The sequence below is a fragment of the Halopseudomonas sp. genome, from assembly GCF_041579695.1.
Classification (GTDB): domain Bacteria; phylum Pseudomonadota; class Gammaproteobacteria; order Pseudomonadales; family Pseudomonadaceae; genus Halopseudomonas.
On the sequence record NZ_JBFGFI010000019.1, the window covers coordinates 1 to 18,212 of the forward strand.

The 18,212-nt window shown below is 60.4% G+C and carries 13 protein-coding genes and 1 pseudogene; 11 read left to right on the top strand and 3 right to left on the bottom strand.

Annotated elements, in window-relative coordinates; translation table 11 throughout:
- A pseudogene (locus tag ABYA88_RS06145) lies at positions 1-154 on the top strand (group 1 truncated hemoglobin); the annotation flags it as partial.
- On the opposite strand, the gene ABYA88_RS06150 reads toward ABYA88_RS06145, so the two are convergent.
- From ABYA88_RS06150 to ABYA88_RS06160, 3 genes are all read right to left on the bottom strand, one after another.
- A complete protein-coding gene (locus ABYA88_RS06150) occupies positions 141-2,576 on the bottom strand; it encodes an EAL domain-containing protein (protein ID WP_373186087.1) in 2,436 nt (811 codons plus the stop codon). The pseudogene ABYA88_RS06145 and the gene ABYA88_RS06150 sit on opposite strands and share 14 nt — an antisense overlap.
- Positions 2,567-3,868 (bottom strand): tetratricopeptide repeat protein, encoded by a 1,302-nt coding sequence (locus tag ABYA88_RS06155; protein WP_373186088.1) that lies wholly within the window; start codon positions 3,866-3,868, stop codon positions 2,567-2,569. Before ABYA88_RS06155 ends, ABYA88_RS06150 begins: the two co-directional genes overlap by 10 nt.
- A gap of 99 nt (positions 3,869-3,967) precedes the next feature.
- Positions 3,968-6,364: an EAL domain-containing protein gene (locus ABYA88_RS06160; RefSeq protein WP_373186089.1), complete on the bottom strand. Its 2,397-nt coding sequence runs from the start codon at positions 6,362-6,364 to the stop codon at positions 3,968-3,970.
- Positions 6,365-6,609: 245 nt separating this feature from the next.
- Here ABYA88_RS06160 and flhA point away from each other — a divergent pair, with 245 nt between their 5' ends.
- From flhA to motD, 10 genes are all read left to right on the top strand, one after another.
- Positions 6,610-8,712 carry a flagellar biosynthesis protein FlhA gene (gene flhA, locus ABYA88_RS06165; protein WP_373186127.1) on the top strand — a complete coding sequence of 701 codons (2,103 nt, stop codon included), beginning with the start codon at positions 6,610-6,612 and terminating at the stop codon, positions 8,710-8,712.
- Between the two features lie 28 nt (positions 8,713-8,740).
- On the top strand, positions 8,741-10,102 hold the full coding sequence (gene flhF, locus ABYA88_RS06170) for a flagellar biosynthesis protein FlhF (protein WP_373186090.1): 1,362 nt from the start codon (positions 8,741-8,743) through the stop codon (positions 10,100-10,102).
- Between the two features lie 30 nt (positions 10,103-10,132).
- On the top strand, positions 10,133-10,960 hold the full coding sequence (gene fleN, locus ABYA88_RS06175; protein ID WP_373186091.1) for a flagellar synthesis regulator FleN: 828 nt from the start codon (positions 10,133-10,135) through the stop codon (positions 10,958-10,960).
- Entirely contained in the window at positions 10,957-11,694 is a 738-nt protein-coding gene (locus ABYA88_RS06180) for an RNA polymerase sigma factor FliA (RefSeq protein WP_373186092.1), read from the top strand. The genes fleN and ABYA88_RS06180 overlap by 4 nt, the downstream gene beginning before the upstream one ends.
- Positions 11,695-11,908: 214 nt before the next feature.
- The gene (locus ABYA88_RS06185) at positions 11,909-12,286 is read left to right on the top strand and encodes a chemotaxis response regulator CheY (RefSeq protein WP_373186093.1); all 378 of its coding nucleotides are present in this window, start codon (positions 11,909-11,911) and stop codon (positions 12,284-12,286) included.
- Positions 12,287-12,303: 17 nt separating this feature from the next.
- Complete coding sequence (locus ABYA88_RS06190; RefSeq protein WP_373186094.1) at positions 12,304-13,098, top strand: protein phosphatase CheZ; 795 nt, start codon at positions 12,304-12,306, stop codon at positions 13,096-13,098.
- Positions 13,099-13,124: 26 nt separating this feature from the next.
- Positions 13,125-15,395, top strand: a complete 2,271-nt coding sequence (locus ABYA88_RS06195) for a chemotaxis protein CheA (protein WP_373186095.1) — start codon at positions 13,125-13,127, stop codon at positions 15,393-15,395.
- Positions 15,396-15,479: 84 nt separating this feature from the next.
- Positions 15,480-16,598, top strand: coding sequence for a chemotaxis response regulator protein-glutamate methylesterase (locus tag ABYA88_RS06200; RefSeq protein ID WP_373186096.1), 1,119 nt, complete (start codon positions 15,480-15,482; stop codon positions 16,596-16,598).
- A complete protein-coding gene (locus ABYA88_RS06205) occupies positions 16,598-17,338 on the top strand; it encodes a flagellar motor protein (RefSeq protein ID WP_373186097.1) in 741 nt (246 codons plus the stop codon). The genes ABYA88_RS06200 and ABYA88_RS06205 overlap by 1 nt, the downstream gene beginning before the upstream one ends.
- A gap of 15 nt (positions 17,339-17,353) precedes the next feature.
- On the top strand, positions 17,354-18,205 hold the full coding sequence (gene motD / locus ABYA88_RS06210) for a flagellar motor protein MotD (protein ID WP_373186098.1): 852 nt from the start codon (positions 17,354-17,356) through the stop codon (positions 18,203-18,205).
- The last annotated feature ends 7 nt before the right edge of the window (positions 18,206-18,212 follow it).

Below are 18,212 nucleotides of genomic sequence, written 5' to 3' on the forward strand. Positions count from 1 at the left end.
CAGCCATGCGGGAATGGATATCACCGAAGGCGACTTCAATGCGCTGGTTGAAGACCTGATTGTCGCGATGAATGCTGAACGAGTGCCTGTCACCGCCCAGAACCGGCTGCTGCAGCGGCTGGCGCCGATGCGCGAATCGATCATCTACCGCTGAAAGTAGCTTCCGCGCGGCAGGCCATTATCAGCTGTTGCTCAGCAGAGTCATCCGCGGGCCTGTCCTTGCCTGGTTCGGTGACCAGATAGGGCAGCGGTCTGCCGATATGGAAACCCTGCACGTAGTCTATGTTCAGCATGCGTACGCACTCGAGCACAGCCTTGCTGTGCACGCATTCGGCGACAGTGCGCATCCCCAGGCCAGTGGCGAACTGCTGGATGCCACGGGTCACGTTCAGAGCGATGGGGTCGGTATCGATGTGCTCGATCAGACTGCCATCGATCTTGATTACGTCGACATTCAAGCGCAGGAGATGCTGGAAATTCGAATAGCCGGTGCCGAAATCATCGATCGCAATTCGGCAACCGAGTGCCTTTACGCGGTCAATGAACTTGCGGACTTCGGCATAGTTCTCGATGCCCTCGTATTCGAGGATTTCGAACATGAGTCTCGAGGCCAGCGAGGGATTGCCTTTCAGTTTGTCGACGATGAAGTTGGCCAGATCGGGATCGAGCAGATCCTCGCAGGACAGGTTCAGCGAAAAAATAAAATCATTGTCGGCAAAGCGACTGAAACATTGGGTAATCATGGTTCGCGTGATATGGCAGTACAGGCGAATCTTCTTGGCCACGCCAAGAAACTCGGCCGGGCTGACGGGTTCGCCATTTTCATCAATCATGCGCGCCAGGCACTCGAATTTCTCGATACGGCCGGTGCGCAGATCCAGGATGGGCTGAAAGTACGGCACGATGCGGCCTTCATTTAGAGCGCTTCGCAGCCGATTGGCCCAGTTCAGGTTCTGCTCGTAGCTTTCCCGGGTGCGGTGCGCCGTGTCGTAGATGCAGTAGCCTATCCTTGCCAGTCGGGCGGATTTCAGCGCAATGCTGGCCGAGGTCAGCAGTTGTTCATCCGCTAGCTGGGTACCATCTTCCTGCAGGCTGGTGGCCAGGCCAAGGCTGACGTTGAGCGGAATCGTCTGGTTCTGCCAGCTCACCGACAGTGTGCTGACAAATCGCAGAAGCGTTTCGGCCCGATTCGCAAGCTGCGCCGGACTCTCAGTCGTAGGTAGCCAGATTGCCAGCTCGTCACCGGGCATGCGGTAGAGTCGACTCTCGGCCCATCCGTGTTCCTCGGACAGGAGTTCGCGCAATGCGAAGGCCAGCTGGCTGATTACGTGATCGCCGCAATGGTGACCATAGAAATCATTGATCTCCTTGAAGGCATCGATGTTGATCAGCAACAGGGAGGCGGTGTCGCAGCGGTGCAGGTCAGCCAGCAGCTTCTCACGATTGGGCAACTGGGTCAGCGCGTCGGTGTACAGCACCTGCACCCGATTCAGTATGCGGGCGACGATCAGCATGATCAGCAATGACAGCCCCAGGGTGATTGCGCTGATCAATGCAACGATTTTCAGGTTGCTCTCGCGCATCGGTAACAATACGGCGTCAATCTCGGCCTTGGGCACGCCAACACCAAATATCATGCCTGCCTGTGTCCGGCTGAAAAACAGCATGTGCGGTTCGTCATCCACGGTCAGCGGCAGGGTCTGCATGGGCGCCACCAGCAGACGTCCGGAGATGACTGCCGACTGAGGCTGCAGCCCCTCGATACGGTCATGGAGCCGGGAGTCTATTATGGCGTCGATTTTGCGCTGGGCTGCCAGGACATCGTCGGCACGCGCCAGGCTGGAGAGGTTTCGGTTTTCGCCGTCGAGCAGAAAGGCGAAGGTGCTCGACGTGACCTTTACACCGCTGATCAGACCGATGATCTCGTCGGCTCGCCAGTCCGTGGATGCCAGGCCGATAACTTCTCCCCCGGCGTCACGCATTTCGGTGGTAAGGCTGATGACGACGTTGTCGATGAAGTCCTTGTAGTACGCCGGCGTCCAGAAAAAGTCGACATGGCCGCTGCGCTTTTCTCCCGGCGTCGTCACCTGCGGAAGAACCCGGTTGTACCAGTCGCGGCCATGGTCGATGCGCTCGTCGACCTGGACCCGAATCATGCCGGCGTTGCGGTAGGCGTAGGCCGAGAGGTCTGGTTGCGACTGGTTTTTGCGGCGGTACCAGATCTCCGCACCGTAGGCCTGGGGCATCTTTTCCAGCGCACTCTTCAGGCTCCTTTCAAGCGTCTGACGGGCATTCTCGCCGGGCATTTCCCGATCCAGGTGAATCAGCTCGCCCAGGTTGGCCAAGCTCGCGGTGTTTTGTTCCATTAACTGGTGATGGGCATTGATCCGGTTCAGGTTGACCTGGAATATGTCGGTTATCTGTTTCTGCCGCAATTTGGCCATTGCGCGCTGGGACAGATCCTGATTGAGCGAGGACATCGCCAGCATGCCCACCAGAAAGACGCTGGTGAGCAGCACCAGGATGAGCATAATCAGGCGCTTCATCCGCATGTCGGCAAGGTTTATCAGTACCATCGACCGTTTATCCCGTCCTCGACTCGCGATCGCGCGGTGGCCAGCTGGCTGTTGGTCAGCAGTTTCTGCTGTCGCTCGATGCCGGTCTTGGCGGGATCATGCCCATTGAGCAGTGCCAGGCTGTACCAGACATAAGCCGCCTCATTATCTGCGGGGCCGTGGGTGCCGCGGGCGTAGCTCTCGCCCAGCAGGAACTGCGCGCGGGCTGAGCCCTGGCGTGCCGCCTTATCCATCCAGTAACGAAAGCGTTCAGGTTCGCTGGCAGCATGCAGATCCGCCAATGCGAAGTAGGCTGGGATATGCCCACTGGAGGCGGCCTGTTCCAGATAGCGGGCTGCCAAGCCGGCGTCAGCACTGACCCCTGTGCCGTTCATGTAGATCCGGCCGGTGTGGTAGGCGGCCTCGGCCAGATCCCGGTCGGCGGCGCTTTTCATCAGGCCGTGGGCACGGACCGGATCCTGCGGTACACCCCGGCCATCCTGATACAGTTGGCCGAGCACCAGCTGCCCCGGGGCATATTGCTGCGCTGCGGAGCGTTTGGCCCAGTCTGCAGCGGTGGCGGCATCGTTGCGCATCAACGCCAGGCTGGCCATGTGATGCTGCGCCTTGGCATCGCCAGCCGCCGCCAGTGGCTGGCAGGCCGCCAGCGCCTGGGTGTTGTTGCGGATGGTGTACAGCAGATAACAATCGCTGTGCTCGCGCCGGGTCAGTGCGTCTTCCAGTTCGGTATCAGGCCTGTCCGTGGCGGGCGGACTCTCTGCGGCGGTTTTCGTGATCTCTTCGCTCGAGGCCTTGACGGCGGTGCTTGTGCGGGCGGAGGCGACCGAGGCGCTGCCGGAGTCGACCCGCGAAGCAAACACCTGGACTTCGCCGGGACAGGAATACAGGTAGCCGCGACGCATGCGCTGCAGATTGTCCCCGGTGGCTTCGCGCTGGGCGTAGGTAGCGCTGATTGCGTCGCAGCGCCTGTTTCGCTCGGCGGCGACACGGGCCAGTTGTGCAGCGAATCGGTCATCCACCGAACGCTCCTCCAGGTATCGGGTGAGCGGGTCGATATAGGGCTGCGCGAAGAGGGCTTCGACTTCGCTGTCGCGAACTTCATCGTCATGGCTGCCGACCAGACTGCCTGCGAAGTTAGCCAGACGCTTGCGCTGAGCCTTTAACACCTCGGCAGACTGACTGAAGAAGTCGCTGGAGCGGGACCAGACCTGCTTGCGGTCCGGCAAGCTGCTGCAGCCACTCAACGTAAACGCGAGCAGGCCAACAACGAGGGTGGCCGGAATTGCATGCATGATGTCTCCTGAGCGAACCAAGGCAATGCGCCATCATCTTGTAGCATAGCCGGGTTGCATGATGCATCCGATTGTTTGGTAACAAATGGCCAGAACCGTTTATACCGCAGTGCTCGAGCTGGTGTCTTGCGGTTTGTTTGTTGCTGTGTCCGCCAATAGTACGTCGGTGATCAACGCATTCGCCGGCATTCCGATACAGGCGCCCTGGGCAAAATCGATACCCAGCAGTCTGACCTGGGCGAGAATCGACGGGCTGTGCACGAATTCGGCAACGGTCTGCAGTTTAAGCTCCCTGGCGAACTGGACGATGCCGCGAGTCAGGGAAACTGCGTTGGCATCGGTGTCCAGTTGCCTGATCAGACTGCCATCGATCTTGATTATGTCGACATTGAGACGCAGCAGATGCTCGAAATTGGAATAACCAGTGCCGAAGTCGTCGATCGCAATGCGGCAGCCCAGTACTTTGACCCGGTCGATGAACAGGCGCACGGGTTCGTAATTCTCGATACTTTCGGATTCCAGTACTTCGAAGATCACCCGCTCTGCGAGGGAGCGATCCTGCAGGCGCTCGACAATGAACTCGTGCAGATCCAGATCGAGCAGGTCTTCCGAGGACAGATTCAGGGAGAACTCATAGTCATTGCTGGCAAACCACTGCAGGCTCATATCGATCATCCGCCGCGTGACCGAGCGGTAAAGACGAATCTTCCGCGCTATCGGCAGGAACATTGACGGACTGATCGGCTCTCCTAGGTCATCAAGCATGCGCACCAGACATTCAAATTTTTCTATCCGGCCACTGGCTATGTTCATGATGGGCTGGAAAAACGGTACGAGGCGATTCTCGTCCAGCGCCGCCTTTAACTTGTTGGCCCAGACAATGTTGTGTTCGTAATTCTCTCGGGCGCGGTCGGCAGGATCGTAAAGCATGTAGCCCGCCTGCTTCATTCTTGCGTGTTCCAGGGCAATACTGGCCGAAGGGAGCAGGTCCTCGCAAGCAATGCTGTCGCCCCTAGGCGACCGGGTGCTTGCCAGGCCCATGCTGACGTGGAGCGTGAGCTCATGATCTTTCCACTGGATGCGGATCGCGGCGACGAGCGCCTGAAGATCGTCCGCCAGGCGAACCAATTGAGACTCGTCGTCCTGGCCAGGTCGCCAGATGGCCAACTCGTCACCCGGCATCCGGTATAGCCGGCCGCTGCGCGAGAGCGGTTGCTTGTGCAGGTAGGCGAGCATCTGCGTGGACAGAGTGACGATCACATGGTCACCACATTGATGACCGTAGAAATTGTTTATCTCCTTGAATCCGTCGATATTCAGCAGCACCAGTGAAGCTGAAGGGCGCCTGCGCACATCCACCAGCAGGCGCTCGCGATTGGGTAAGCGGGTCAGTGGGTCGGTATACAGGTTGCGCAGCTGGCGCAGGGTGCCGGCGATCATGTACAGAATCAGCGCAGAGAGCACGATAAGAATGCTGCCGATCAGCGCGACGATCCGCAGGTTGCTGGCGCGCATCGGCAGCAGCACTGCATCTATCTCCGCTTGGGGTACGCCGATACCGAATACCATGCCGGCTTGGGTCTCGGAGTAGAACAGCGCAAAACGCTCGCCGGCCACTTCCAGGGTACGCTGCTCCATGGCCGCCGCGGCGCCGGATGGGCTGCCGACCGTTTGCAGGGGAATTGACAGCTGCAATTGCGCGGCGCTGACCGCATCCATCAGCTGCTGTGCCCGCTCGACGTCATTGGCCTGTGACAGGCTGGACAGGTTGCGGTTCTCGCTGTCGAGCAGAAACGAGAAGGTGCCGGGCGTGATCTCAACGCCGCTGATCAGACGGATGATGTCATCAGCAAGCCAGTCGGTAGAGACGACGCCGATGCTGCGTCCGCCGGAGTCGCGCATGGTTGTGCTCAGGCTGACCACAACGTTTTCTATCCGCCGCTTGAAGTACGCCGAAGTCCAGTAGAAACGCCGGGGTTGGGTCGCCTGCCCGGCATCGTCCAGGTTATCGACGAGTCTGCGATACCAGCCGCGGTTGACGAAGTCGGAGGTGGCGCGGGTCGCGCGGATGTCGGATCCCTGACGATAGGCAAGCACCCCCACCGGTTCATCGTCAAAAGCCCCCGGCTCATACCAGATACCGCTGCCGTGGGCATCCGGAAAATCATTCAGGCCCTCGCGCAGCATCCGTTCCAGGCTTGCCGAGTTGCCATTCTGGTTCGGGCCCAGGCGATGGAAGAGTTCGCCGGTACGCGCCAATCCTACGGTGTTCTGTTCCATCTTCTGATGATGGGCGTTGATACGGTCGAGGTTCGCCTGGAAGGTGTCGATTATCTGCCGCTGGCGCAGGTCCGACAGGGTCTGCTGGGCGAAGTCCAGGTTCAGCCGTGACATCAGCAGCATGCCGGTGATGAACAGCACGACGAGCAGGCTGAGCACTACCATTATCAGGCGTTGACCGGGCATGCTGCCCGGCGGCTTCACACTCGTATTCATTTACGGGCTCTGGACATGAATGACGGGGCACGCAGCGGTTCCGCAGAGCGGCGGGCCCCGGCTTGGTTTGGACAAGCAAAGAGAGCATAGCAGTGATCCATACCAGAGGAAGAACCGTGGTATGCAATTACGTGACAAAAAACACAGGCTGGAACGGAACTTGCGTAGTGAGTTGCCAGGCCGCATCTGGCGTCAAATATTTGATCGGGAATGTCTAACGCATGGCAGTCAATCGCACAGAAGTAATGGGGAACATGCGCAGCAATCTGGCGGGGCTGCGCCATGGCAGCCTGGGTGTGCCGATTCTGCTGCTGGTGATGCTCGGCATGATGATGCTGCCGGTGCCGCCGTTCCTGCTGGACGTGCTGTTTACCTTCAATATCGCCCTTGCACTGGTAGTGCTGCTGGTAGGCGCCTATGCTCTGCGGCCTCTTGATTTCGCGGTATTCCCGACCATCCTGCTGGTGGCCACGCTGCTGCGCCTGGCCCTGAACGTTGCATCTACACGGGTCGTGCTGCTTTACGGTCACGAGGGCGGCGACGCAGCAGGCAAGGTGATCCAGGCCTTCGGCGAGGTGGTGATCGGCGGTAACTACGTCGTCGGTCTGGTGGTCTTCGCAATCCTGATGATCATCAACTTTGTTGTGGTAACCAAAGGTGCCGGACGTATCTCCGAGGTCAGCGCACGTTTCACCCTCGATGCGATGCCCGGCAAGCAGATGGCCATCGACGCCGACCTCAACGCCGGCATCATCGACCAGGAACAGGCCAAGCTGCGCCGCCAGGAAGTTGCCCAGGAAGCCGATTTCTACGGTTCAATGGACGGTGCCAGCAAATTTGTGCGCGGTGATGCGGTAGCGGGCCTTTTGATCCTGTTCATCAACATTATCGGTGGCCTGGCGATCGGCATGGCCCAGCACGAGTTGAGCTTTAGCGAAGCGGGCCGTATCTATGTCCTGCTGACCATTGGTGACGGTCTGGTGGCGCAGATTCCTTCGCTTTTGCTGTCCACGGCTGCAGCGATCATGGTGACCCGCGTATCGACCTCCGAGGACATGGGCTCGCAGGTCAATCGTCAAATGTTTGCCTCACCCAAGGCGCTGGCGATTGCCGCCGCGATCATGATCGTAATGGGCCTGATTCCCGGCATGCCGCACTTCTCCTTTCTCAGTCTGGGCGCCCTTGCCGCTGGCGCCGCGTATTACATTGCCAACCGTCAGCGGCTGAAAACGGTAGAAGCCGAAGAAGTCGAACGCAAGGAGGCCGAGGTGCCGGCCCTCGCCCGCCCCGAAACCCGCGAACTGGGCTGGGACGACGTTACCCCGGTAGACATGGTTGGGCTGGAAGTAGGCTACCGCCTGATTCCGCTGGTCGATCGCAATCAGGGTGGGCAACTGCTGGCGCGGATCAAGGGTGTGCGCAAGAAGCTGTCCCAGGACATGGGCTTTCTGATGCCTTCGGTGCATATCCGTGACAATCTGGATCTGGCGCCCAATGCGTATCGGGTGACGCTGATGGGTGTCGGCGTGGCTGAGGCGGAGGTATACCCCGACCGCGAGCTGGCAATCAACCCGGGTCAGGTTTTTGGCGAGATCAAGGGGCTCGCGGGCAAGGATCCGGCGTTCGGTCTGGATGCGGTCTGGATCGAGCCGATGCAGAAGGATCAGGCGCAGTCGCTTGGCTATACGGTAGTGGACGCCAGCACGGTAGTGGCTACCCATCTCAACCAGATTCTGCACAAGCACGCCCATGAACTGCTTGGCCACGAGGAGGTCCAGCAGCTGCTGCAGGTCCTGGCCAAGGCCTCGCCAAAGCTGGCCGAGGAGCTGGTGCCGGGCATCATCTCGTTGTCCGGGCTGCTCAAGGTATTGCAGGGTCTGTTGCAGGAACAGGTGCCGGTTCGGGACATCCGCACCATCGCCGAGGCGATCGCCAACCAGCCGGGCAAGAGTCAAGATCCCGGCGCGTTGATCGGCGTGGTGCGTGTGGCGCTGTCACGCTCCATCGTGCAAAGCATTGTAGGGCTTGACTCCGAGCTACCTGTGATCACTCTCGAGCCCAGGTTGGAACAGATATTGCTACAGAGTCTACAGAAGGCCGGTCAGGGTGGCGACGAGGGCATCATGCTCGAGCCGGGCATGGCCGAGAAGCTTCAGCGCTCTCTGTCCGACGCGGTACAGCGGCAGGAAGTGCAGGGCAAACCGGCAATATTGCTGGTGGCGGGGCCGGTTCGCGGGATGATGGCCAAGTTCGTCCGCTACGCCGCCCCCGGGGCTCATGTGCTGTCCTACCAGGAAATACCGGACAGCAAGCAGGTCACGATTGTTGCCACTGTTGGCCAAAGCTAATACAAACGAATAGAAGGGTGGGTCAGCCATGAAAGTAAAAAGGTTCTTTGCTGCCGATATGCGCCAGGCGATGAAGCTGGTCCGCGAGGAGCTGGGTGCCGACGCCTCGATTATCGGCAACCGCCGGGTCGTCGGTGGTGTGGAGCTGACCGCTGCCGTGGATTACGAAGCGCCGCGGCTGACCCCGCCTACTCCCGGCCTGAGCCAGGAGCTGAAAAAGACTCAGGAGCGCATCGTCAATGCCCGCGCCGAGCTTGAAGCCGGAGATCGCATCGCTGAGCAGCCCAGCGTCAACCGTCAGCTGTTTGGCGAAACCATGCGCAAGGCCGTCCAGGATGGCTCCCCGGTGGCCCGTGAACTGCTAGATCGCCTCAATAGCGAGATTGCCTATCCGGCGCCCGAGGCGCCGCGCGCCAAGCCTGCGCCACAACAGACGCAGGCAGAACCGGAAAACAGCTCCGGGCTAAGCGCGATGCGCGATGAAATCGCCGGCCTGCGTGAGATGCTCGAGGCGCAACTGGGCAGCATGGCCTGGGGTCAGGTCAACCAGCAGCGCCCCCAGCAGGCGAGCCTGTGGCGTCGCCTGACCCAGCTCGGTCTTCCGGCCGAGCTAAGCCAGAAGCTGCTGCAACTGGTTGCCGATGAAAAGAATACCCGTCAGGCCTGGCGTATGCTCCTGGCGCACCTCGCGCACAGCATCCCGGTCATGCGTGAAGAATTGATCGACCAGGGCGGTGTTGTAGCTCTGGTCGGCCCTACCGGCGCCGGCAAGACCACCACGCTGGGCAAGCTGGCAGCGCGCTATGTGCTCAAGCACGGCAGCCAGCATGTGGCACTGGTGACCATGGACACCTATCGCATCGGTGCCCACGAGCAGCTGCGCACTTTGGGGCGTATTCTCAATGTGCCGGTGCGCGTCGTGGACGAGCAGAACAGCCTGGCCGATGTGCTGCAGGAGTTTTCCGGCAAGCGTTTGGTGCTGGTCGACAGCGCCGGTCTGCAGGCGCAGGATCCGCACCTGCACGGCCAGCTCAATCAGTTGGCCGCGCTGGGTCATCGCGTCAGCAAGCTGCTGGTGCTGGCAGCAACCAGTCAGTACCAGGTGCTCAAGGCGGCCTATCACACCTACAAGGTCTGCGGTCTCAGCGGCTGTGTGCTGACCAAAGTGGACGAGGCGGCCACACTCGGGGAAGCATTGGGTCTGGCCATGCAGCAGGGTTTACCGGTAGCCTATCTGGCAGATGGCCAGCGTATTCCGGACGACATCGCCAAGGCCGTCGGCCACCAGCTGGTCAGCCGAGCCGTGAGCCTGGCGGGTAACGAAGCGCCAGCCGATCAGGCCATGGCAGATGTGTTTGCCGGTATACTACACACCCAGCGGGCAAGCTAACCCTACTTCATAAGAAGGTAATCAACGCAGATGGGCAGCAAACATCCGGTTCAGGTTATTGCGGTCACCGGCGGCAAGGGCGGTATTGGCAAGACCAACGTGTCGGTCAATCTCGGTCTGGCGCTGGCCGATATGGGACGCCGCGTCGTTCTGCTGGATGCCGACCTCGGTCTGGCCAATGTCGACGTGCTGCTCGGGCTCAAGGCCAAGGCCACGCTGGCTGACGTCCTCGATGGTACCTGTGAGCTGCGCGATGTGCTGCTCAATGGTCCCGGTGGCATTCGGATCGTGCCGGCAGCCTCCGGCGCCGCACGCATGGTCAATCTCAATCCCCAGCAGCACGCGGGCCTTATCCAGGCGTTCAGTGACATTGGCGACAATATCGACGTACTGATCGTGGATACCGCCGCCGGCATCGGCGACTCGGTGGTAAGCTTCGTGCGCGCCGCCCAGGAGGTTCTGGTCGTGGTCTGCGACGAGCCTACCTCGATCACCGATGCCTACGCACTGATCAAGCTGCTCAACCGCGATCACGGCATGACACGCTTTCGCGTGCTGGCCAACATGGTCCACACGCCGCAGGAAGGTCGCATTGTGTTCGGCAAGCTGACAAAGGTCACCGATCGCTTCCTCGACGTGGCCCTGCAGTACGTTGGCGCGGTACCCTATGACGAGAACGTGCGCAAGGCGGTACAGAAACAGCGCGCGGTCTTCGATGCCTTTCCGCGCAGCAAGGCATCGCTGGCGATCCGCGGGATCGCCCAGAAGGTGGACGCCTGGCCATTACCGGCCAATCCGCGCGGCCATCTCGAATTCTTTGTCGAGCGCCTGGTGCAGCAGACCGGATCAGGCCTATGACACTAACGGCAGGTGGGGTGAGCATGTATACACGCGCACAGGGTTCTGCAGGCTCCCAGGATCGGCTGGTCGAACAGTTCGCTCCGCTGGTCAAGCGCATTGCCTACCATCTGCTGGGGCGGTTACCCGCCAGTGTCCAGGTTGAAGATCTGATCCAGGCCGGGATGATTGGCCTGCTCGAAGCGTCGCGCAAGTTCGATAATTCCAAGGGCGCCAGTTTCGAGACCTACGCTGGCATCCGTATCCGCGGCGCCATGCTCGACGAGGTACGCAAGGGCGATTGGGCCCCGCGTTCGGTGCACCGCAATACGCGCATGGTCAGCGATGCGGTCCGGGCGGTCGAATCACGACTGGGCCGGGACGCCAAGGATCAGGAAATAGCTACGGAGCTGGAGATGAGTCTCGAGGAGTACTACGCGATTCTCAATGACACCGCCGGTAGCAAGCTGTTCAGCTTCGATGATCTGCTCGAGTCCGGTACCCGGGCTGACGCGCACAGCGATGAAGAACCCTTTGGCGGGCTTGAGGATCAGCGTTTTCGTCAGGCTCTGGTCGAGGCGATTGACACGCTCCCTGAGCGCGAACGCCTTTTGCTGTCGCTGTATTACGACGAAGAGCTCAACCTCAAGGAGATCGGGGCGGTGCTGGGCGTCAGTGAATCACGGGTAAGTCAGTTGCACAGTCAGTGCGCGGCGCGTTTGCGGGCGAGACTGACCGGGTGGCGTAATGATTGATTTTGTCACCAGCATCTGGAAATGCCCGCAGATTGGAGAAAATGCCTGGGAATGGCGCGGTAAATTAGCAACTTATGTCAGCGGAGGCAGCGCGATTGGGCCCACTCAGATACACTGCGTCAATAAAACGTGAAAGGCTTGTTTGGCCAGTAGCTTAACGGGGTGTGACACTGCACTCTTCCTGGTGTGTACGGAGGTCGACTTGGACAAGAATATGAAAATTCTCATCGTTGATGATTTTTCAACGATGAGGCGCATTATCAAGAATCTATTGCGCGACCTGGGGTTTACCAACACGGCCGAAGCCGATGACGGTAACTCTGCGTTGCCGATGCTGCAAAGTGGCAGTTTCGATTTCCTGGTAACCGACTGGAACATGCCCGGCATGAGCGGGATCGATCTGCTGCGGGCAGTGCGGGCCGACGAGCGGCTCAAGCACCTGCCGGTACTGATGGTGACCGCCGAAGCCAAGCGCGACCAGATTATCGAAGCGGCCCAGGCCGGAGTGAACGGTTATGTGGTCAAGCCCTTTACCGCTCAGGCACTGAAGGAAAAGATCGAGAAGATCTTCGAGCGGGTTCAGGCTAAATAACAACCGGGGTACAGGTTATGGCGTTAAGTAAGGATCCCGGCCAGGCAACCGCTCAGGAATTCGAACATTCCCTGAAAGACAATGCGCGGCAGCTGGTCGACCTCCTGGAGAAGGGACAATTCGGCGAAGCCATACTGGTCATTCACGCAATCAACCAGGCGCGCGACCGCGGCCTGTACCACGAAGTGGGACTGCTGACGCGGGCATTGCACAATGCGATCGTCAACTTCCAGCTCGACACCACCCAGGCATTGGGCGATGACGCCGAATCGACGCGTATCTCCGATGCCTCCGACCGGCTGGACTATGTCGTGACGCTGACCGACAAAGCCGCCAACCGCACCATGGATCTGGTTGACGCCAGCGCGCCGATTGTTGCCGATTTGGGTCAGGAGGCTGCCGCACTGCGCGTCGACTGGGATCGTCTGCAGCGCCGCGAAATGGCCGCCGGCGAATTCCGCGACCTGTATAAGCGCATCGGCGAGTTCCTGGAGAAGACCGAAAAATCCAGCGGCGAAGTCAGTGGGCAATTGAATGAAATCGTCATGGCCCAGGATTACCAGGACCTCACCGGTCAGGTGATCAAGCGTGTGATTACGCTGGTACATGATGTCGAGGAAAGCTTGTTGAATCTGGTGCGCATGGCCGGTCAGGTTGACCGGATGGCCGGCATAGACCATCAGAAAGTTTCGCCGGAAGCAAAAAAAGTATCACCCAAGGGTGAAGGTCCGCAGATTCATGCCGATAAAAGAGAAGATGTTGTCTCAGGGCAGGATGAAGTCGACGATCTTCTGTCCAGCCTGGGTTTCTAAATAACAAGCGCCCCGGGAGTGGATGCATGAGCTTTGAAGCGGATGAAGAGATTCTCCAGGACTTTCTGGTTGAGGCCGGAGAAATCCTGGAATTGCTGTCCGAACAGCTTATCGAGCTGGAAAATCGTCCCGACGATTCCAATCTGCTCAATGCCATCTTTCGCGGCTTCCATACAGTCAAGGGCGGTGCCGGCTTCCTCCAGCTGGATGCGCTGGTAGGCTGCTGTCACATCGCCGAGAACGTTTTCGATATCCTGCGCAAGGGTGAGCGTAAGGTCGACTCCGAACTGATGGACGTAGTGCTTCAGGCGCTGGACAGCGTCAACACCATGTTTGATGAGGTGCGTGACCGGATGCCGCCAACACCTGCTGACCCGGCACTGCTCGAAGCACTGGCCCGCCTGGCAACCCCGGCTACCGCCGGAGCACCGCCCACTGAGCCGGACACAGCCGCACCCTTACCACCCACGGCTCAGGCACCGGAAGCGACCGTGGCCGAAGGCGATATTACCGACGACGAATTCGAACAGCTGCTCGATGCGCTTCACGGGCCTGCCAGTGATGGCGCTGTATCGGCTGCGGCAGGCACTCCTGCGGCAGGCACCCCCGCGCCGGCTGTCGGTGCAGGTGACGAGATTACCGATGACGAGTTCGAGGCACTGCTTGATCAGTTGCACGGCAAGGGTGCTGCGGCTGCCGCAGCCTCTGCTGCCGCAACCAAGGCGGCGCCTGTAGTCACACTGACCGCGCCAGCTGCAGCCGGCGACGAGATCAACGACGACGAATTCGAGGCCCTGCTCGACGAGCTTCACGGCAAGGGCGCGGCACCAGGCCTGGCAGCCGCATCCAGTCCGGCGGCCACCGCCGCAGCGGAACCGGACGCATCGGATCATATAACCGATGACGAATTCGAAGCCCTGCTCGATCAGCTGCACGGCGACGGCAATGCGCCAGCCGTGGCTGCGCCAGTGGCTGCCGCACCCAAGCCTGAGGTCAGCAAGCCCGCCGTGAAAGCTGCAGGCGTGGCAGCGACCAAGCCGAAAAGCGATGCCGGCCCGCCGACTCCGCCTTCCATTCCGCCAGTGACCAAGGACAAGACCGGCGCGGTTGCATCAGACAACCCCGCAGTCGAAACCACGGTACGGGTTGATACCGCACGCCTGGACGAAATCATGAACATGGTTGGCGAGCTGGTACTGGTGCGCAACCGGCTGGTACGTCTGGGCGTCAGTAGCGGTGATGAGGAACTGAACAAGGCGGTTGGCAACCTGGATGTGGTCACTGCCGATCTGCAATCCTCGGTGATGAAGACCCGGATGCAGCCGATCAAGAAGGTATTCGGCCGCTTCCCCCGCGTCGTCCGCGACCTGGCGCGCAGCCTGAAGAAAGAAATCAATCTGGACATGATCGGCGAAGAGACCGATCTGGATAAGAACCTGGTTGAAGCCCTGGCCGACCCGCTGGTCCACCTGGTGCGCAACTCGGTCGACCACGGTATCGAGCTGCCCGCGGAGCGCGAAGCGGCCGGCAAGCCGCGCACCGGCAAGGTGGTGCTGGCCGCCGAGCAGGAGGGTGACCACATCCTGCTGACGATTACCGACGACGGTCGCGGTATGGACGCCGAGGTACTGCGCGCCAAGGCGGTAGAGAAGGGCATGATGGAGAAGGAAGCTGCCGACCGGCTGACTGAGAGCGAGTGCTTCGACCTGATTCTGGCGCCGGGCTTTTCGACCAAGACCGAGATATCCGACGTCTCCGGCCGCGGGGTGGGCATGGACGTGGTCAAGACCAAGATCTCCCAGCTCAACGGCACCATCGGCATTACCTCGGTCAAGGGGCAGGGCACCGTCATCGCGATCAAGGTCCCGCTGACGCTGGCCATCATGCCGACATTGATGGTCACGCTGGCCGACCAGGCGTTCGCGCTGCCCCTGGTCAGCGTTAACGAAATCTACAATCTCGACCTCTCGCGCACCAACGTCGTGGATGGGCAGGAAGTCATCATCGTGCGGGACAAGGCGCTGCCCCTGTTCTTCCTCAAGCGCTGGCTGATGCCCGGCGTGGAAGATACCTCGGACCGCTCGGCGGCCAGCGTGGTGATTGTCTCGGTCGGCACCCAGCGCGTCGGCTTCGTGGTCGACCAGCTGGTCGGTCAGGAAGAAGTCGTGATCAAGCCCCTGGGGCGGATGCTTCAGGGAACTGCCGGTATGTCCGGAGCGACCATCACTGGCGACGGCCGTATCGCACTGATCCTGGACATTCCCAGTCTGCTCAAGCGGTACGCGCGTCGCGGTTGACCGGCGCCTGACCGCGCATACAAGGATACCGACACACCGCCGCAGCGCGCTGTGTCCGTCAAGTTTCAGGAGAGCAGAGAGCCTATGGTAGTCAAGGTGCTGGTAGTGGACGACTCCGGCTTTTTCCGTCGAAGAGTCACGGAAATTCTGGCTGGCGACACACAGATCAAGGTGGTCGGCACCGCTTCCAACGGCCGGGAAGCCGTGGATCAGACGCTGGCGCTGCGCCCCGATGTGATCACCATGGATTACGAGATGCCGGTCATGGACGGCATCACCGCAGTGCGCGAAATAATGCAGCGCTGCCCCACCGCAGTGTTGATGTTCTCCTCGCTTACCTACGAGGGCGCCCGGGTCAGCCTGGATGCGCTGGATGCCGGTGCTGCGGATTATCTGCCGAAGAATTTCGAGGATATTTCGCGTAATCCGGACAAGGTCCGGCAACTGCTCTGCGAGCGGGTACATACGCTCGCCCGCACCAACCGCAAATCCCTCGGCCTTGGCGCGGCAGGCGCCCCAACCTCAGCCGCCGCCCCGGCCCCCGCCACTGAGCCACGCCCCGGCCTGCGCTCGAGTGAGCCACCTGCGGCGCGACCAGCAGCACCAGCGCCAGCGCAGCGCAATAGCCCGCCGCCGCGCAAAAAACATTATCAATTGGTCACGATTGGCACCTCGACCGGCGGCCCTGTGGCGCTGCAGAAGGTACTGACCCAGTTGCCGGCTAATTTTCCTTCGCCGTTACTGCTCATCCAGCATATGCCCGCGGCTTTCACCAAGGCATTTGCCGAGCGGCTCGACAAGCTCTGCCGGATCAGTGTCAAGGAAGCCGAAGACGGTGACACCCTGCGCGCGGGACTTGCGTTGCTGGCACCGGGCGGCAAGCAGATGATGCTCGACGGCAGGGGGATCGTGCGCATTCTGCCCGGTGACGACCGTTTGAATTTCAAGCCCTGTGTAGACGTGACCTTTGGCTCCGCCGCCAAGGCCTTCCGCGACAAGGTACTGGCTGTAGTGCTTACCGGCATGGGGGCTGACGGGCGTGAAGGTGCTCGCATGCTCAAGCAGGCCGGCAGCGACGTATGGGCCCAGGACGAGGCCAGTTGCGTGATCTACGGTATGCCCATGGCCATTGCCAAGGCCAATCTAGCCGACGGAATCTACAGTCTGGATGACATCGGCCGCCACCTGGCAGAGCTCAGCTGATGGATATTCTCAGCATCATCGGTGTCATTCTCGCCTTTGTGGCGATACTTGGGGGCAACTACCTCGAGGGCGGTCATGCCTCGGCGCTGATCAATGGTCCGGCTGCTCTGATCGTATTCGGTGGCACGCTGGGTGCAGCGTTCATCCAGACCCCGCTCAAGGTCTTCAAGCGCGCGTTGGTGATATCCCGCTGGATCTTCATGCCGCCGAGCAACCGGTTGCAGGAAGGGATCAATCAGGTAATCGAATGGAGCACCATTGCGCGCAAGGAAGGCCTGCTCGGACTCGAACAGATCGCCGAGATGGAGCGCGACTACTTTGCCCGCAAGGGTCTGCAACTGCTGGTCGATGGCAGCGAGCCGGAAGCGCTGCGCAGTATTCTGGAAGTCGACCTGTTGACCCGGGAAAATCACGACCTGATGGCGGCCAAGGTGTACGAGGCCATGGGCGGCTATTCACCCACCATCGGCATCATCGGCGCGGTGATGGGTCTTATCCACGTGATGGGCAACCTGGCGGACCCGTCGATGCTCGGCACCGGCATCGCCGTTGCCTTTGTCGCGACCATCTACGGTGTCGCGCTGGCCAACCTGTTCCTGTTGCCCGTGGCCAACAAGCTCAAGTCGGTGGTGCTACTGCAGTCGCGCTATCGCGAGATGCTGCTTGAGGGCCTGTTGTCGATCGCCGAAGGCGAAAATCCTCGCTCCATCGAGATGAAGCTGGAAGGCTTCCTCGATTAACCGCAGGAGCCGCGCATGCGTCGCAGACGTCAGGAAGAGCACGAGAATCACGAACGCTGGCTTGTGTCCTATGCCGACTTCATCACGCTGCTGTTCGCCTTCTTTGTCGTCATGTACTCGATCTCCTCGGTCAACGAGGGCAAGTACAAGGTGCTGTCCGATACCCTGGTCGGTGCTTTCAACCAGCCCCAGCGCACTATCGACCCGATTCAAGTGGGTGACAATGTACCCCGTGGTATCGATACCAGCGACCAGCCGGGCACCGCGGGAAACGATGGTGACGGTATCGGAGCTGACGCGCTGGAAGACATCGCCAGCGCGATGCGTTCGGCCTTTGGCGACCTGATAAGCGAGGGGGATCTGGAGGTCCGTGGCAACGAGCTGTGGATCGAGATCGAGCTGAATTCCGGACTGTTGTTCCCCAGCGGGGATGCGCTACCACTGGATGCTGCCTTTCCGCTGATCGAACGTATTGCCAAAATCCTGGCGCCCTATGAGAATCCGATTCATGTCGAGGGCTTCACGGACAACATACCGATACGCTCGCGCGCCTATCCGACCAATTGGGAGTTGTCTGCTTCCCGCGCCGCAAGCGTGGTGCGTATGCTCGACAACGGAGGGGTCGATCCCGGTCGGCTGGCTGCCGTTGGTTACGGACAACACCGGCCAGTAGCCGATAACACAACGGCGGCAGGGCGACGGGCCAATCGGCGGGTGGTATTGTTGGTCTCCCGGTTCACGGACAATCGGCATGAAGCCTTTGCCGGAGAGGAAGCGGCCGAGGTCGATACGATGCGTGAAGCGCGTATCCAGCCCGGTGGTATCTCGGCTTCCGCAAATGGATCTGGCACGACTCCTGCTTTGTAGATTATCT

What these genes read in the sequence shown, in the direction of transcription:
- flhF (WP_373186090.1), top strand. Translation starts at nt 8,741, where the DNA reads ATGAAAGTAAAAAGGTTCTTTGCTGCCGATATGCGCCAGGCGATGAAG.
- ABYA88_RS06190 (WP_373186094.1), top strand. Translation starts at nt 12,304, where the DNA reads ATGGCGTTAAGTAAGGATCCCGGCCAGGCAACCGCTCAGGAATTCGAA.
- flhA (WP_373186127.1), top strand. Translation starts at nt 6,610, where the DNA reads ATGGGGAACATGCGCAGCAATCTGGCGGGGCTGCGCCATGGCAGCCTG.
- ABYA88_RS06195 (WP_373186095.1), top strand. Translation starts at nt 13,125, where the DNA reads ATGAGCTTTGAAGCGGATGAAGAGATTCTCCAGGACTTTCTGGTTGAG.
- ABYA88_RS06160 (WP_373186089.1), bottom strand. Translation starts at nt 6,364, where the DNA reads ATGAATACGAGTGTGAAGCCGCCGGGCAGCATGCCCGGTCAACGCCTG.
- ABYA88_RS06205 (WP_373186097.1), top strand. Translation starts at nt 16,598, where the DNA reads ATGGATATTCTCAGCATCATCGGTGTCATTCTCGCCTTTGTGGCGATA.
- fleN (WP_373186091.1), top strand. Translation starts at nt 10,133, where the DNA reads ATGGGCAGCAAACATCCGGTTCAGGTTATTGCGGTCACCGGCGGCAAG.
- ABYA88_RS06185 (WP_373186093.1), top strand. Translation starts at nt 11,909, where the DNA reads ATGAAAATTCTCATCGTTGATGATTTTTCAACGATGAGGCGCATTATC.
- motD (WP_373186098.1), top strand. Translation starts at nt 17,354, where the DNA reads ATGCGTCGCAGACGTCAGGAAGAGCACGAGAATCACGAACGCTGGCTT.
- ABYA88_RS06155 (WP_373186088.1), bottom strand. Translation starts at nt 3,868, where the DNA reads ATGCATGCAATTCCGGCCACCCTCGTTGTTGGCCTGCTCGCGTTTACG.
- ABYA88_RS06150 (WP_373186087.1), bottom strand. Translation starts at nt 2,576, where the DNA reads ATGGTACTGATAAACCTTGCCGACATGCGGATGAAGCGCCTGATTATG.
- ABYA88_RS06200 (WP_373186096.1), top strand. Translation starts at nt 15,480, where the DNA reads ATGGTAGTCAAGGTGCTGGTAGTGGACGACTCCGGCTTTTTCCGTCGA.
- ABYA88_RS06180 (WP_373186092.1), top strand. Translation starts at nt 10,957, where the DNA reads ATGACACTAACGGCAGGTGGGGTGAGCATGTATACACGCGCACAGGGT.